Origin of the sequence: Xanthomonas sp. A1809 (assembly GCF_017746015.1) — a bacterium.
Taxonomy (GTDB): domain Bacteria; phylum Pseudomonadota; class Gammaproteobacteria; order Xanthomonadales; family Xanthomonadaceae; genus Xanthomonas; species Xanthomonas euvesicatoria.
On sequence record NZ_JAGHWZ010000023.1, the window covers coordinates 98,221 to 114,398 of the forward strand.

Here is a 16,178-nt window from a genome sequence, read left to right on the forward strand (position 1 = left end):
CCTCGACCCCTCGCCGCGTCGAAGGCCCCTACGGATCATGCGCGCGCAAGCGGCGTGGTCGTCAGGACGAAGGAGGCGTCTATTCCCGCGGCGGCAACACCGACAGCACTTCTTCGATGGTGGTCAGCCCGGCGGCGACCTTCTCCAGGCCGGTGCGGCGCAGCGTGCGCAGGCCTTCGGCGCGGGCAGCCTGGCTGAAGCTGGCAAGTTCCGTGTCGGGGCGGATGAGGGTACGCAGGCGCGGGCTGACCGGTAGCAGTTCGTACAGGCCCACCCGGCCCAGGTAACCGGTGCGGCGGCATTCCAGGCAACCGACCGGTGCGTGCACGTTGAGCGGTTCCGGCAGCGCTTCGCCGGGCTCGCGGATGGCCGCCCAGTCGGCGTCGCTGAGCGTATGCGGGCGCTTGCAGTGCACGCACAGCGTGCGCACCAGCCGCTGCGCCAGCACGCCGTTGAGGGTGGAGGCCACCAGGTAATGCGGCACGCCCAGGTCGAGCAGACGGGTGATGGCCGAAGCGGCATCGTTGGTGTGCAGCGTGGACAGCACCAGATGCCCGGTGAGCGAGGCCTGCACCGCCATCTGCGCGGTTTCCAGGTCGCGGATTTCGCCGATCATGATGATGTCCGGGTCCTGGCGCAGCAGCGTGCGCACGCCGCTGGCGAAATCCAGGTCGATGTTCTGCTGCACCTGCATCTGGTTGAATTCCGGCGCGATCATCTCGATCGGGTCTTCCACGCTGCACACGTTCACATCCGGCGTGGCCAGGCGCTTGAGCGTGGAATACAGCGTGGTGGTCTTACCCGAGCCGGTGGGGCCGGTGACCAGCACGATGCCGTGCGGGCGCTCGACCAGCGCGCTCCAGCCGGCGGCCTCTTCCGGACTGAAGCCGAGCTGCTCGATGCTCTTGAACGCCGAATCCGGGTCGAAGATGCGCATCACGCACTTCTCGCCGAAGGCGGTGGGCATCGTGGACAGGCGCATTTCCACCTCGCGCCCACCCGGCGAGCGGGTCTTGATGCGGCCATCCTGCGGGCGACGGCGTTCGGCCAGATCCATGCGCCCGAGCACCTTGATGCGGCTGACCACGGCGGTCATCACCGACGGCGGCACTTCCAGCACCTTGTGCAGCACGCCATCGATGCGGAAGCGCATGCGCCCGGCCTCGCGACGCGGCTCCAGATGGATGTCGCTTGCCCGCTGTTCGTAGGCGTACTGCAGCAGCCAGTCGACGATATGCACGATGTGGTGGTCGTCGGCATTGACGTCGCCGGCGCGGCCCAGTTCCACCAGCTGTTCGAAGCTGGGCAGGCCCGCGTTTGATTCGGTGCTGCGCGCATCGCCACGCGCGCCGCGCACCGATTGGGTCACGCCGAAGAACTCCATCGTGTAGCGATGCAGATCCAGCGGGTTGATCAGCGCCAGCTCGATGCGGCGCCGGCTCAGGTGTTGCACGTCGGCCAGCCAGTCCAGCGCCAACGGCTCGCTGGTGGCGATCAGCACGCGCTCGGCATCCAACGCCAGCGGCAGGATGCGGTGGCGGCGCGCGTAGGCGTGCGAGACCACGCCGGTGACGGCGGCCACATCGATGCGGGTGGGGTCGATGCGCAGATAGCGCAGCCCGGTGCGGGTGGCCAGCCATTCGGTGAGCCGTTCCAGGCCCAGCTCGCCGGCCGGCGGCTGCGCGGCGTGCAATTTCAGATTGGCCAGCAGCACCAGCGGATGCACATCGCTGGCGGTGCGCGCGCCGCTGGCGGAGAACTGCACGCGCTCGTGTTCGTGCGGTACCACCATGCCGTCGGCCAGCAGGGCCGCGGCCACCGGGTCGAACATCAGCCGGCCGCGCGGCAGCAGTGCCACGGCGTTATCCGGATCGGCGGTACGCCGCTGTTCCATGCGTGTTTTCCCCAGCAGCGGTGCTGCGCGGCAAAGCGCCGCGGGTCGGCCGGTATACTAGCGCACCCCTTCCGTACGGCCTTTGCTGCATGTCCGATTCCCGGCGCGTTCCAATCACTTTCCAGGGCCTGATCCAGACCCTCAACCAGTACTGGGCCGAGCAAGGCTGCGTGCTGATCCAGCCGCTGGACCTGGAAGTGGGCGCGGGCACGTTCCATCCGGCCACGTTCCTGCGCGCGCTGGGGCCCGAGCCGTGGAATGCGGCGTACGTGCAGCCTTCGCGCCGTCCCACCGATGGCCGCTATGGCGAAAATCCCAATCGCCTGCAGCGTTATTACCAGTACCAGGTGGCGATGAAGCCCAACCCGGACAACATCCAGGACCTGTACCTGGGCTCGTTGCAGGCGCTGGGCATCGACCCGTTGGTGCACGACCTGCGCTTTGTCGAAGACAACTGGGAATCGCCCACGCTCGGCGCCTGGGGCCTGGGCTGGGAAGTCTGGCTCAACGGCATGGAAGTGACCCAATTCACCTACTTCCAGCAGGCCGGCGGGCTCGAGTGCAAGCCGGTGCTGGGCGAGATTACCTACGGCCTGGAACGGCTGTGCATGTATCTGCAGAGCTGCGACAACGTCTACGAGCTGGTGTGGACCTACGGCCCGGACGGCGCGGCGGTGACGTATGGCGATGTGTACCACCAGAACGAGGTGGAGCAGAGCACCTACAACTTCGAGCACGCCAATGTGGCCGAGCTGTTCCATCGCTTCGACGCCTGCGAAGCCGAAGCCAGGCATCTGGTCGAGGTCGGCCTGCCGCTGCCGGCGTACGAGCAGGTCACCAAGGCCAGCCACGCTTTCAACCTGCTGGATGCGCGCCGCGCGATCAGCGTGACCGAACGCCAGCGCTACATCCTGCGCGTGCGCGCGCTGGCCCAGGGCGTGGCGCAGGCGTACTACGCCCAACGCGAGAAGCTGGGATTTCCTGGTGTGAAGAAATAACCGAGAGCCCCTCTCCCACCGGGAGAGGGGGTGGGGTGAGGGTCGGGGCGTAGCCCTCATGCACCCAACCTCCACAGGGCTTCGCCCGTCCCCTCATCCGCCTCTGCGGGACCTTCTCCCCCATGAAGGGGGAGAAGGTCCCGCAGGGAGAAGGGACTAGCGAGCCCCTCTCCCCTCGGGAGAGGGGTTGGGGTGAGGGGACGAGGCGCAGCCCTCATGCACCCAACCTTCCACAAAGCTTCGCCCGTCCCCTCATCCGCCCCTTCGGGGCACCTTCTCCCGCAGGGAGAAGGGACTACGCAAAGGTCCATGTCATATGAGCGAACAACTTCCCCTGCTGATCGAACTGGGCACCGAAGAGCTGCCGGTCAAGGCGCTGCCGGGTCTGGCGCAGGCCTTTTTTGATGGCGTGCTGAGCGGCCTGGAAAAGCGCGGCGTTGCCGTCACCCGCGGCGATGCCAAGCCGCTGTCCACCCCGCGCCGTCTGGCGGTGCTGCTGCCGGGCGTGGCCACCGAGCAGCCGGAGCAGCGCTCGGAAGTGCTGGGGCCGTATCTCAACATCGCCCTCGACGCCGAAGGCCAACCGACCAAGGCATTGGCCGGTTTCGCCGCCAAGGCCGGTATCGACTGGACCGCGCTGGAACGCACCAGCGACGCCAAGGGCGAGCGTTTCGTGCATCGCGCAGTGACGCCGGGCGCGCGCACGGCCGACTTGTTGCCGGAGATCCTGCGCGAGGCCATCGCCGCGATGCCCATCCCCAAGCCGATGCGCTGGGGCGCGCACGAGTACGCCTTCGCACGGCCGGTGCAATGGTTGGTGCTGTTGTTCGGCAGCGAGGTGATTCCGGCCGAGTTGCTGGGCGTACGCGGCGACCGCATCACGCGCGGGCACCGCTTCATGCATGAGGGCGCAGTGTCGCTGGCGGCACCCGGCGACTACGTCGATGCGCTGCGCGCGGCGCACGTGCTGGTGGATCCGGACGCGCGCCGTGCCCGCATCGTCGACGAAGTGCAGGCGGCCGCCAGGCAGGCCGGCGGCAGCGCACGCATCAGCGACGACAACCTGGAGCAGGTGGTCAACCTGGTCGAATGGCCGGCGGCGGTGCTGTGCAGTTTCGAACGCGATTTCCTGGCGGTGCCGCAGGAAGCGCTGATCGAAACCATGGAGATCAACCAGAAATTCTTCCCGGTGCTGGACGACGGCGGCACCTTGACCGAGCAGTTCATCGGCATCGCCAACATCCACTCCAAGGACGTGGCCGAAGTGGCCAAGGGCTACGAACGCGTGATCCGTCCGCGCTTTGCCGACGCCAAGTTCTTCTTCGACGAAGATCTCAAGCAGGGCCTGCAGGCGATGGGCGAAGGCCTGTCCAGCGTCACGTATCAGGCCAAGCTGGGCAGCGTGGCCGACAAGGTCGCGCGCGTGGCGGCGCTGGCCGAGGCGATTGCACCGCAGGTCGGTGCCGACCCGGTGCAGGCACGGCGTGCTGCGGAATTGGCCAAGAACGATCTGCAATCGCGCATGGTCAACGAATTCCCGGAATTGCAGGGCATTGCCGGCCGCCATTACGCCAAGGCCGCCGGCGAGCCGAGCGAGATTTCGCTGGCCATCGACGAGGCCTACCAGCCGCGCTTTGCCGGCGACGACATCGCGCTGTCGCCGCTGGGCAAGGTGCTGGCGATTGCCGAGCGTCTGGATACCTTGGCCGGTGGCTTTGCGGCCGGGTTGAAGCCGACCGGCAACAAGGATCCGTTTGCGCTGCGGCGTAATGCGTTGGGGTTGGCGCGGACGGTGATTGAGAGTGGGTTTGATCTGGATTTGAAGAAGCTGCTTGTTGAGGCAAGAAATCAGATCAATGTTCAGGCCAGTGCCAGGCAAACACTCAAGACAGAAGCTGCGCTAAGTAAAGCCAAGGACGCAGGAGCTGCTTTGCCGAAATCTGTCGAGAAGGAAGCACACACGGCGCTGGCACAGTCTGGCCAAGATGCCGAAATCTTTGACTTCATCCTTGACCGCCTACGCGGCTACTACGCTGATAAAGGCGTTCCGGCAACGCATTTCAATGCGGTCGCTGCGTTGTTCTCGGTCGCGCCCGAGGGCGCGCCTACATCGCATGGCGTAGGAGCGCACCCGGGCGCGACCCACGGATCGCTCTACGACTTCGACCGTCGCATCGACGCCATCGGCATCTTCGCCACGTTGCCCGAAGCCGACGCATTGGCCGCGGCGAACAAGCGCATCCGCAATATCCTGCGCAAGGTCGAGGGCGAGATCCCCGGTGACATCGACACCAGCCTGCTGCGCGAACCGGCCGAACAAGCCCTGGCCGAAGCGGTGGAAGCGGCCATCGGCGACACCGGCGATGCGCTGCACCGCCATGACTATGTCGCCGTGCTCGCACGCCTGGCACGCCTGCGCCCGCAGGTGGATGCGTTCTTCGACGGCGTGATGGTCAATGCCGACGACCCGCAGCTGCGCGCCAACCGTCTCGCACTGCTGAAGAAGCTCGGCGACCGCCTCGGCAGCGTCGCCGCCATCGAGCATCTGTCCAGCTGATGTCCAGGTCGGCGGGCGCGCTGCACTGGCAGGCCGCCCAGGCCGCGTTGGCGCGGCGCGACCTGGGCGTGGCAGCGTCTGCATTGCAGGCGCTGCTGGGGGTGGAACCGACGCATGTGGCTGCACGCGTGCTGCTGGCCGGCACCGTGTTGGCCAACGGCCGCATGCGCGAGGCCGTGACGCAACTCCAGCTGGCCGCTCGCGATGTGGGCGACGATGTGGCGATGCGTTGCCGTGTGGCGCAGGCCTTGTTGCGCGTGGGCGAACATCGCGTGCTGCACGCGCTGCTACGGCATCCCTCGGTGACGCAGTGCCGCGACGGCGCGACCTTGGCTTTGCTTGCACACGTGCACCAGTCCTTGGGCGAACACGTCGAGGCACTGGCGATGATGCAGCGCGCACAGGCGTGCGGATTCGATGGTCCGGACTTCCGTTTTTTTCTTGCGGTGCAACTGCAGTTCAATGGGCGCCTGGATGAGGCGGCGCAGGCCTTGGAGCAGACCCTGGCGCTGTCGCCCGGCTACGGTCGTGCAGCGCTCGCGCGTGCGCGGCTGCGCCGTCAGACCACCGGCAGCAACCATGTCGCGCAATTACGTCAGCAATTGCAGCTCGCCAAACCCGACAGTGAAGATCGTGCCGGGCTGGCCTTCGCGTTGTACAAGGAGCTGGAGGACCTGGGCGACACCGCTGCCGCCTGGGACGCGCTGCAGCACGGCAATGCAGTGATGCATGCACGTCTGCGCCACGATGCCGATGCCGAGGCCGCGCTGTACGCGCAACTGGGTGACCTGGCTGCGCGGGGCGTGTTCGCAGCGCAAGGCACCGGTGCCTTACAAGGTCCGCAGCCGATCTTCGTGCTCGGCCTGCCGCGCTCGGGCACCACGGTGCTGGAGCGCATGCTGGGCAATCATTCGCAGGTCGTTTCGGCCGGCGAATTGAACGACTTCGGTCATCAGTTGCGTTGGGGCGCCGATCAGGCCGGGCGCAGTCTGCTGGACGCGCCGCTGTTGCAGGCGCTGCCCACGCTGGATTATGCGCAGATTGGCGCGCGGTATCTGCAACAAACGCAGTGGCGTGCCGGATCGGCGCGCTGGTATATCGATAAATTGCCGGCCAATGCGGTGGCGATCGGCGCGATTGCGCGCGCACTGCCGGGTGCACTGATCGTGCACCTGGTGCGCGAGCCGATGGCGGTATGTTTTTCCAATTACCGCGCGCTGTTCGGCGATTCGTATGCCTACAGTTACGACCTGCACACACTGGCGCGTCACTATCGGGCGCATCACGGCTTGATGGCGCAATGGCGCGCTGCCTTGCCGGGTCGGGTGATCGATGTGGACTACGCGCAGATGGTGCGCGATCCATCCACGGTGCTGCAGCAGTTGATGGCATATTGCGGGCTGGACATCGAGCCGGGGCAGATCGACATCACGCGCAATGCCGCAGCGTCGGCCACGCTGAGCAGCGTGCAGGTGCGCGAGGGCGTGCACAGCCGCAACGTGGAGGAATGGCGCCGCTATGCAGTCCAGCTGGAGCCTTTGCGGCAGGCGTTGTCGCAGGCGGGTCTGATCGATGCTGGCGTGCATTGACAGCAGCCATTAGGTCTTGGGCGGCGCACCAGACGCGCTGCGAGCACGTTTGATCGGCCTCCAGTTCGATGCGCGCCGAAGCAGTCGCCCCGATGGACAGCGGTTGCGCCAGCCGGGTCTGCTTGCGCAACGTCATCACCGCATGCGCTGGCATGCAGGCGAGCAACAGTGCCGCAGCTGCGTCACAAGCCCAAAAACGCCGGCGGCAGCCGTATTGGCTGCCGCCGGCGGTGCGCATGCACAGTGCAGTGAATCAGTGCGCGCCGAAGCGCCAGTTCAATTCCAGCATGTAGGAACGGCCGTAGCCGGTGTAGTTGAAGATGTTGTAGTACGGGTAGCTGGTATAGGTGCGGTCACGCGGCGGGCGGGTATTGGCGAGATTGTTGACCGTTGCCGTCAGCGAGATATCGTCGCTGATCGCGTAGTCCAGCGTTGCATTGAACGTGGTCCACGCGCCGACCTTGCGTGCTCCTTCCACTGCGTAGCCGTCGGTACTCTGCTGCGACAGAAGGTTCGGGGTGCGGCCGTAACGCTGGCCGAACAAGGTGGTCGTCCACGCATCCTTCTGCCAGGTGACCGAGGCATTGGTGATGCTGTGGAACTCGGTTGAGAAGAAGGGCTCATTGAGCAGGTCGCGTACCGGGTCCTGCGGGAACTGCTGGCTTTCGTGTTTGAGGGTCAGGTTGTACTGCGCGTCGAACACGAACAGGCCCCAGGATTCGGTCGCCAGGTTGTACGTCGCCTTGCTGAGCACACCGGAGATTTCCTCGTTGGAAATATTCACCGGATTGATGCGGATGCTGCTCAGGCGATTGGGCACCGGTGCATCGGGCCCGGTGCGATCGATCCGCGAAAGCGCATCCACGCAGGTAGGCGAATTGATGTCCAGGCTGCCCAGGCGGCACGCCGATTCAGTCTGCAGCAGATTGTCGGTGCTTAGATCGCTGACCTTCTGGTCGATCTTGATGTTGTAGTAGTCGGCATTGACGCTGAAGCGTGCGCTTGGCGACCACACCACGCCGGCGCCCCAGGACTTGGCCGTGATCGACTTCAGGTCGCGATTGCCGGCCCGGCGTCCTGAAATCGTGGTGCCAGCGTAGGTGCAATCGGCGATCGGCACGCCCGGTTCTTCCACCGCGCAACGGTAGTAATCGTTGACGCCCTGGAAGAAGCCGCTGTCGCCGGCAAAGCTGAAGGCCATGTCCGGCGCCTTGAAGGCGGTGGCGTAGTTGCCGCGGAACAACAGCGAGTCGATCGGGCGGAATTCCAGTGCCGCCTTGTAGGTGAATTTGGAATCCCCACCGCCCCCCTGGTTCTTGTAGTCGTCGTAGCGACCAGACAGGTTGGCGGTCAACGTGCTCAGGATCGGGATCCGCGTTTCGAAGGCGGCCGCCCAGTTGTCGCGCTTGCCGCTGCCTTGGGTGCCGGTCAGCTGATAGAAGTCGCCGGCGATGACACGCGGGTCGGTCGGGTTGGTCCAGTACTGATTGCCTGCCTGCAACACGCCGGCGATGCCAACAGCGCCGGCCGGCAGGTTGAACAGCTCGGTGTTGGTCAGCTGCAGGTTGACGTTCTGGGTCCAGGTTCTGGACTTGGTACGGATTTCGTCGTTGAAGCTGCGGTACTGCGCCGGCGTCAACGCGCGATAGAAGTTGGCATCGTTGGGCGAGTAGATCGGGTAGCCGTAGTACTCGCCTTGCGGTGCGCCAAGGAATTGTTCGCGGAAGAAGTCTTCGATGCGATCGGCCAGCGGCCATTGCTGGCGGCTGTCGATGCGGTATTCCGAACGGGCGTAATAGGCGTCGTAGGTCCAGTTGCTGGCGCCCAGGCCGCCCTTCAGGCCAATTGCGATGTTGTAGGAATCGGCGGTCTGGCGCTGATTGTTGAAATTCAGATTGCCGGTTTCTTCCGGCGCAAAGATGCGCTGATAGCTTTCCAGCTGCTGGCTGTCCTGGTTGTAGAACAGACCGCCGGTGTCAGAAGAGGTCTGCCAGAACTGCGAGCCACTGTTGACTTCGACCTTGGTGCGGTTGAGCAGCAGGGTCGAATACAGCTCGGTGTTGTCGTTGAATGCATAGCTCAGGTTGGCATAGCCGCTGGCGCTGCGCTCCTTGTTGAGGATGCTGGCATAGCCAGGCTCGGCACGGCTGCTGCAGAAATTGCCACGGTTGGCACGGTTGTCGTATTGCACCGAACCGTTGAACAGCGCGCCCAGCGCGGCGCAGTTGTCGGCACCGGGGTCGATGTAGGTGCGCGGTGTGTTGTGCAGCGCGATGCGCGAGCCGTAGCGCAGGGTCGGGTCCGGGTTGTCGTTGGTGGAATCGAAATCGCGCCGCTGAAAACCGTAGATCGGGTCCTGATTATTGAGCTGCAGCCCCCACACGATATTGGCGCCGCCGATCTCGTTGCCGCCGGTGAGCTGAAAGCGCTGGTTGTTGCCGCCGCCACCATCGTAGGTGCCCATGCGGTAGTTCATCTGCACGCCGTCCATGCGCTTTTTCAGGATGATGTTGACCACCCCGGCGATGGCGCTGGAACCGTAGATCGAGGACTGGTTGCCGGGTGCCACGTCGATACGCTCGACCATGCCGACCGGCACGCTGGCCAGATCGACGAAGTTGCTTTGGCCGTTATAGAGCAGCGGGTAGTCGGCCATGGGCCGGCCATCGATGAGCACCAGGGTGAAGCCCGGGTCCAGTCCGAGCAGGCTCAACGACTTGGCGCCCGGAGTAAAGCCGCCGCTGAACTGACCGTCCTGCACGGAGCCAGTGGCCATCGGCTGCGAGCGCAGCACGTCGTAGACGTCCTTGAAGCCGCGGCGCTGGATGTCCTGGGCAGTGATCGAAAACACCGGGGTCGCGGTTTCGATCTGGGAGCGGGGGATCAACGAACCTGTCACGGTGACCTTGTCCAACTGGGTCACGTCACCTTGCTCCTGTGCCATCGCAAGCGATGGCATCGTCAGGGCGGTGCATACGGCGGTAACCAGCAAACGACGCTTCATGAAACGGACCTCTCTCTCAAGGTGTAAACGGGCGAGCAGCAATTGGGGGGCCGCTCGCAATCGATGCCAACGAAACCTTAACAACACGCCGACTGTAACCACTTCACTCGGCCCCCGTATAGTCGCGCTTGCCTAGATTTTTTGTCCCTTCACGCCGAGGCTGGGTATCCTTTGACGATGCTTAAAGTCGCGTTTGCTCTTTCCTTGCTGTGCACCCTGTTCGTTCCGCTGCAAGCGGTTGCTCGGGCAACCATCGACAAGATCGAAATCAAGGGGTTGGACGGCGGCGACGACGCCGAGATGATCGAGAACATCCAGGTCTCCCTGTCTCTGTATGAGGCCGTGGGCAAGGAGCAGGGCGAATCGCGTCTGGAATATCTGTTGGCACAGGCCGAGCGGCAGACGCGTGAGGCGCTGGAGCCGTTTGGCTATTACTCGCCGACCATTACGCTGGCCGCACCGCGCGCCGGCGACAGGGTGACCGTGGTGATCACGGTGGACCGTGGCGAGCCGGTGCGGGTGCGCACCTCGCATATCTCGATCACCGGCTGGGCCGAGCAGGACCGCTACCTGGGCCAGGACCTCAAGCAGTTCGAGCCGCGCGAGGGCCAGGTCTTCAGCCATCCGCAATACGAAGCCAGCAAGGTGCGCATCACCCGGCGCCTGGCCGAGCGTGGCTACTTCGATGCCGACTTCACCCAGCGCCGCGTTGCGATCACGCGTGCCGAGCATGCGGCCGACATCGATCTGAACTGGGACAGCGGCCGCCGCTACGACATGGGCAAGGTGCGCTTCGACTACGACTACTTCCGCGACGGCCTGTTCGACCCGCTGGTGTACTGGGAGGAGGGCAGCTACTACCACGAAGGCAAGCTGGATCGGCTACGCGAGTCGCTGACCAAGCTGGATTACTTCAGCACCATCGATATCCAGCCCAAGCCCGAAGAGGCCGACGACCAGGGCCGCGTGCCGGTGGACGTCAAACTTACCCGCGCCAAGCGCACGGTCTACACCGCCGGCTTGAGCTACGGCAGCGAAAGCGGTGCCGGTGTGCGCGGTGGCGTGGAGCGGCGTTACGTGAACTCGCGCGGCCACAAGATGGACACGCAGCTGGATTACGCGCAGAACCGCAAGAGCCTGACGACAAGTTATCGCGTGCCGGCGTTCCGTTGGCTGGATGGCTGGTACACCGCCTCGGCGCGGCTGTACGACGAGCAGACCGATTACATCGACCTGCGCAACGTCAAACTCACCGGCAGCCGCAGCGGCCAGATCAACGAGCGTTGGAGCGCGATCGCCTCGATCAACGCCTTGCGCGAGCGGTGGCGTTTCAGCAGCGGCGACGATTTCGAAGGCGCGGTGTACGAGACCTCCACCCTGATCTATCCGCAGTTGCAGGCCAACTACGTCAATGTCGACGACCGGCTGTTTCCGCGCAGCGGCGTGTCGGCGCAGATGTTCATCCGCGGCGGCGCCGAAGGTGCCGGCTCCGATACCAACTTCGGCCAGCTGTATGGCCAGCTGCGCTGGTTTCTGGGCGCCGGCGACAACAGCCGGTTGATCCTGCGCGGCGAAGGTGGCACCACCTGGACCAGCGACCTGGTGGCGATGCCGCCGAGCCTGCGCTTCTTCGCCGGTGGCGCGAACAGCATCCGCGGTTATGCGTTTCGCGAAGTCGGCCCGCGTACGCCCAAGCCCGACGAATTCGCGCTGGGTGCCAAGAACGTGGTCACCGCCAGTGCCGAGTACGAGCATTACCTCAAGGGCGGCCCCTGGGGCGGGGCAGTGTTCGTCGATGGCGGCAGCGCCTTCGATGACCGGCCCGACTGGCATACCGGCGTCGGCTTTGGTCTGCGCTGGCGCTCGCCGGTGGGCCCGGTGCGGGTGGATATCGCACATGGCTTGAACGATCCCGACTCGCAGTTTCAGCTCTACATCGATATCGGGGCCAACCTGTGAGCGCACCTTCCCCTACGCCGCCGGCACCGCGTCCGCGCTTTTATCGCCGGCGCCGGTTCTGGGTGGGCTCGGGCCTGACCGTGCTCGGGCTGGTGTTGCTGGCCTTGATCGCGGTCTATTGGCTGCTGCAGACCGTGGCCGGGCGCGACGTGTTGCTGGCGCAGGTCGTGGCGCGCCTGCCGGTGGGCGCCACGTTTACCTACGGCACCGTCGAAGGCCCGGTGGCCGGCCCGCTGACCTTGCGCGATGTGGACTTCCATTATCAGGACATCCACTTCACTGCAGAACGCGTGTATCTGGAGCCGGACCTGCGCCCGCTGCTGGGGCGCAAGCTGCAGCTGGACGCGGTGCAGGTCAGCAATGCCACGTTGAACCTGGGCAAGAGCGAGGAACCGTTCACCCTGCCCAGCTGGCCCGAGTCGCTGCCGCAGATCAACGTGCCGCTGGCGATCCAGGCCGACAGGATCGATGTGCAGAACCTGCGCATCACCCAGCTGCAGCAGCCGATGATCGTGCTGCACAAGGTGCAGGGCGGGCTCGAGGTCGCCACCGGCGAGCTGCGCACGCGCGATCTGGTGATCGACACCGACATGGGCGACTTCCGCCTGCACGGCGATTACCTGCCCAACGACGACTACCGTGCCGATCTGACTGCCACTGCCGTGCTGCCTGCCGCACGCGGGCGCACCCCGGCCAGCCTGGGGCTGGTGGCACGCGGGGATCTGGACAAGATGGAAGTGGCCATTGCCGGCCGGGCGCCGGCGCCGCTGCAGGCCAGCCTGGTGTTCACCGGCCGCGATGACCCGACCTGGGCATTCAAGGCCGTGACCCAGGCGCTGGATACCTCGCTGTTGATTCCGGCCGCGGAGGGGCAAGCCAACCCGCCGGCCACGCCGATCGCGCTGAACCTGCAGGCGTCCGGCAAGGGCGGCAACGCCGATCTGCACGGCAGCCTCAAGCAAGGAGAGCTGAGCGCCACGCTGCAACCCTCGCATGTCCGCCTGGCCGAGCAGGTCCTCACTGTCGAACCGTTGGTGATCGACACCTTCGAAGGCCGCACGCAACTGCGTGGCACCGCCGATTTCCGCGACACCCAGAATCCGAGTTTCCGGTTTGCGGTCAACGCCAACGGCCTGCGCTTCACCCCGGCCGCGGATCCGGCCACGCCGGACGCGCCGCTGGTGCCGGTGGAGTTGCAAGACGCACGCCTGGGCGTGGCCGGCACCTTGAAGGCCTGGGCCGCGATCGGCCGCGCCTCCCTGGAGCGCGATGGTCAGCAGGCCGAGCTGGTCTTCGACAGCCGCGGCAATGACCAACGTGCACAGCTCAAGCAGGTGCAGGCAAAAACGCCGGGCGGCGCGCTGGATCTCACCGGTGAAGTGGCCTGGGCGCCGGAGCTGCAATGGGATGTCAGCGCGCAACTGGCCAAGTTCGACCCGGGCTATTTCGCGCCGGGTTGGAACGGCAACCTGTCCGGCAAGATCGCGTCCAAGGGTCGCCAATTGCCGGCACCTGCCGGCGGTGTCTCGCCGGGGTTCGAGGCCACTGCAGAGATACCCAGCCTGACCGGGCAGCTGCGTCAACGCGCGCTGTCGGGCAACGGCAAGTTCGCGTTGCGCGGCGAACAGGGCGAAGGCGAATTGCAACTGGCGCTGGGCAATAGCCGCATCAACGCCAAGGGCAAGGTGGGCGACCAGCTCGATATCGCCGCGCAGCTGCAGCCGTTGCAGCTGGACGACGTGCTGCCTGGCGCCACCGGCATCGTGCGCGGGCAACTGCAGGTCAGCGGCAAGCGCGACGCACCCGACATCACCGCCGACATTGCCGGCAACGGCCTGCGTTGGGACACCTATAGCGCGCAGAGCATCAGCCTGCGTGGCCGGTTGCCGTGGCGCGGCAGCGACGGGCAACTGGCCCTGCAAGGCACCGCCATCGAAGCCGGTGTGGCGCTGGATAGCGTGCGCGTGCAGGCGCGCGGCGCGGTGGAGGCCTTGCGACTGGATGCGGACATCGCCAACAGCATGGCCAGCGTCGCCCTGCAGGGCAATGTGCGGCGCAACGGCGAGCGCTGGCAGGGGCAGGTCGCCACGCTGCGCATCGCACCGGCCAAGGGCGATGCCTGGGCGCTGCGCAAACCGGCGCAGTTCAGCACCGATGGCGCCGCGTTTACCTTGTCCGACACCTGCCTGGGCGCGGCCACTGGCGGCGCGCTGTGCGCCAGCGCCAACTGGCCGCGCGAGGGCATGGTGGTGCACGGCGACGCGTTGCCGCTGTCGCTGGTGCAGCCGTGGCTGCCCAAGCAGGAAGGTCGGCAGATCTATCTGCGCGGCGAACTGTCGCTGGACGGCAGCTTCAAGCCGCGCGGCAACGCCTGGGAAGGCAGCCTGCGCATCGCCTCGCCCGAAGGCGGCATTCGCTTGGGCGAAACCCGCTACGCGGCAGTGGCCGGCAATCCCAATCGCGGCGAGTTGCTGCGCTACGACCAATTCAGCGTGCAGGCCGATTTCACCCAGCAACAGATCCAGGGCAAGCTCGGTATCGGTTTCCAGGGCGCCGGCTTTGTCGATGCCAAGTTCAATACCGGCTGGGATGCGTACGCGCCGCTCAACGGCGAGCTGTATCTGAACATGTCGCGGCTGTACTGGCTGGAGCTGGTGATTGCCGACGTGGTGCGGCCGAAGGGGCTGGTCGAGGGCCACGTGAGCCTGCGCGGCACCCGCGACAAACCGCTGCTCGGCGGCGATGCCACCTTGAGCGATTTCACTGCCGAATACCCGTCGATGGGTTTGACGCTGAGCGAGGGCAAGGGCCGCTTCGATGCGCTGCCGGACGGCTCGGCCAAGATCACCGCCTCGGCCAAGTCCGGCCCCGGCACGCTCACCGTCGATGGTGGGTTGTCGTGGTTCGGAACCAGCACCCCGTTGCTGCTCAATATCCGCGGCGACAACGTGCTGGCCTACAACACCAGCGAGTTGCGCATCATCGCCAACCCGGACATGCAGTTCGGCATTACCGACAACACCATGCAGTTGCGCGGCAAGGTCACCGTGCCCGAAGCGGACATCGACCTGGAACGCCTGGACCGTGGCACCTCGGTGTCCGAAGACGTGGTGGTGCTGGACCCGGTGGACCCGGAACAAACGCCCGCATCGCCATTGGACATGGACCTGGCCATCGTGCTCGGCGACAAGGTCAACATGAGCGGCTTCGGCCTCAAGGGTGGACTGAGCGGGCAGATGCAGATCCGCGCGCGCCCTGGCCGCGAAATGACCGCCAATGGCGGGCTGGATGTGCGTGGGCGCTACAAGGCCTATGGCCAGGATCTCACCATCACCCGTGGCCAGCTGACCTGGAACAACAACATCGTCTCCGACCCGCGCGTGAGCCTGCGCGCCGAACGCAAGATCGGCGATGTCACCGCCGGCATCGACGTCAGCGGCCGCGCCGAATCGCCGCGTGCCGATGTGTGGTCTGAACCGGCGATGTCGCAATCGGAGGCGCTCTCGTACCTGGTCCTCGGCCGCGGCCTGTCCACTGCCAGCAGCGACGAAACCCAGCAGGTCAGCGCCGCCTCGGCGGCCCTGTCGGCCGGCAGCAGCCTGATCGCCTCGCAGATCGGCGCCAAGCTCGGCCTGGACGAAGCCGGCGTCAGTCAATCCAGCACGTTGGGTTCGGTGGTGGGTTTCGGCAAATATCTCTCGCCCAAACTCTACGTCGGCTACGGCGTGTCGATGGTCGGCGGCGGCTCGGTATTGACGCTCAAGTACCTGCTCAGCCGCGGCTTCGATATCGAAGCCGAATCGAGCACCATCGAGACCAAGGGGTCGGTGAACTGGCGGCGGGAGAAGTAGCGTCTCGTCCTTCCTGAGGATTGGCGTAGGGATGCAAAGAACTCACTAAATTTCGCGCCAAGTTTGGACTTGCGAGGATTCGGGGTAACTATTTGGCTGATGCTTCTGGATGATTCGCTAACAGACGACGAGACTAAGTGGACTGGAAATACGGTCGTTATGGTAATAATGTGATTTTTAAATAACTAATATAGTTCAAAGGGCATAGTTTCCAGCGTTCAGGCGAGCCAAAAACTCCGTCAGATTTTGAAAATAAATCTTGCGTGTCTGTTGGCTTCATGGTAACTAGGAGTTACAGGGGCGCGGTGTCGACTCCCCGTAAACTT

Annotated in this window: 7 protein-coding genes; 5 read left to right on the forward strand and 2 right to left on the reverse strand. The window is 65.2% G+C overall.

What is annotated here, in order from left to right:
- Window positions 1-79: 79 nt before the first annotated feature.
- The gene (locus J7396_RS21400; RefSeq protein ID WP_136733713.1) at window positions 80-1,894 is read right to left on the reverse strand and encodes a GspE/PulE family protein; all 1,815 of its coding nucleotides are present in this window, start codon (window positions 1,892-1,894) and stop codon (window positions 80-82) included.
- Between the two features lie 89 nt (window positions 1,895-1,983).
- Between J7396_RS21400 and glyQ the strand changes: the two genes are divergently transcribed.
- The 3 genes from glyQ (at window position 1,984) to J7396_RS21415 (ending at window position 7,038) form a co-directional block, all read left to right on the forward strand.
- Complete coding sequence (glyQ, locus tag J7396_RS21405) at window positions 1,984-2,892, forward strand: glycine--tRNA ligase subunit alpha (protein ID WP_008577775.1); 909 nt, start codon at window positions 1,984-1,986, stop codon at window positions 2,890-2,892.
- A 316-nt stretch (window positions 2,893-3,208) separates the two neighbouring features.
- A complete protein-coding gene (gene glyS / locus J7396_RS21410) occupies window positions 3,209-5,449 on the forward strand; it encodes a glycine--tRNA ligase subunit beta (RefSeq protein WP_209262075.1) in 2,241 nt (746 codons plus the stop codon).
- A complete protein-coding gene (locus J7396_RS21415) occupies window positions 5,449-7,038 on the forward strand; it encodes a sulfotransferase (RefSeq protein ID WP_209262076.1) in 1,590 nt (529 codons plus the stop codon). Before glyS ends, J7396_RS21415 begins: the two co-directional genes overlap by 1 nt.
- 253 nt (window positions 7,039-7,291) lie before the next feature.
- On the opposite strand, the gene J7396_RS21420 is transcribed toward J7396_RS21415, so the two are convergent.
- A complete protein-coding gene (locus tag J7396_RS21420) occupies window positions 7,292-9,982 on the reverse strand; it encodes a TonB-dependent receptor (protein WP_209262081.1) in 2,691 nt (896 codons plus the stop codon).
- A gap of 237 nt (window positions 9,983-10,219) precedes the next feature.
- On the opposite strand from J7396_RS21420, the gene J7396_RS21425 reads away from it, so the two are divergent.
- Window positions 10,220-12,001, forward strand: coding sequence for an autotransporter assembly complex family protein (locus tag J7396_RS21425; RefSeq protein WP_008571752.1), 1,782 nt, complete (start codon window positions 10,220-10,222; stop codon window positions 11,999-12,001).
- A complete protein-coding gene (locus J7396_RS21430; RefSeq protein WP_209262077.1) occupies window positions 11,998-15,852 on the forward strand; it encodes a translocation/assembly module TamB domain-containing protein in 3,855 nt (1,284 codons plus the stop codon). Before J7396_RS21425 ends, J7396_RS21430 begins: the two co-directional genes overlap by 4 nt.
- Window positions 15,853-16,178: the final 326 nt, after the last annotated feature.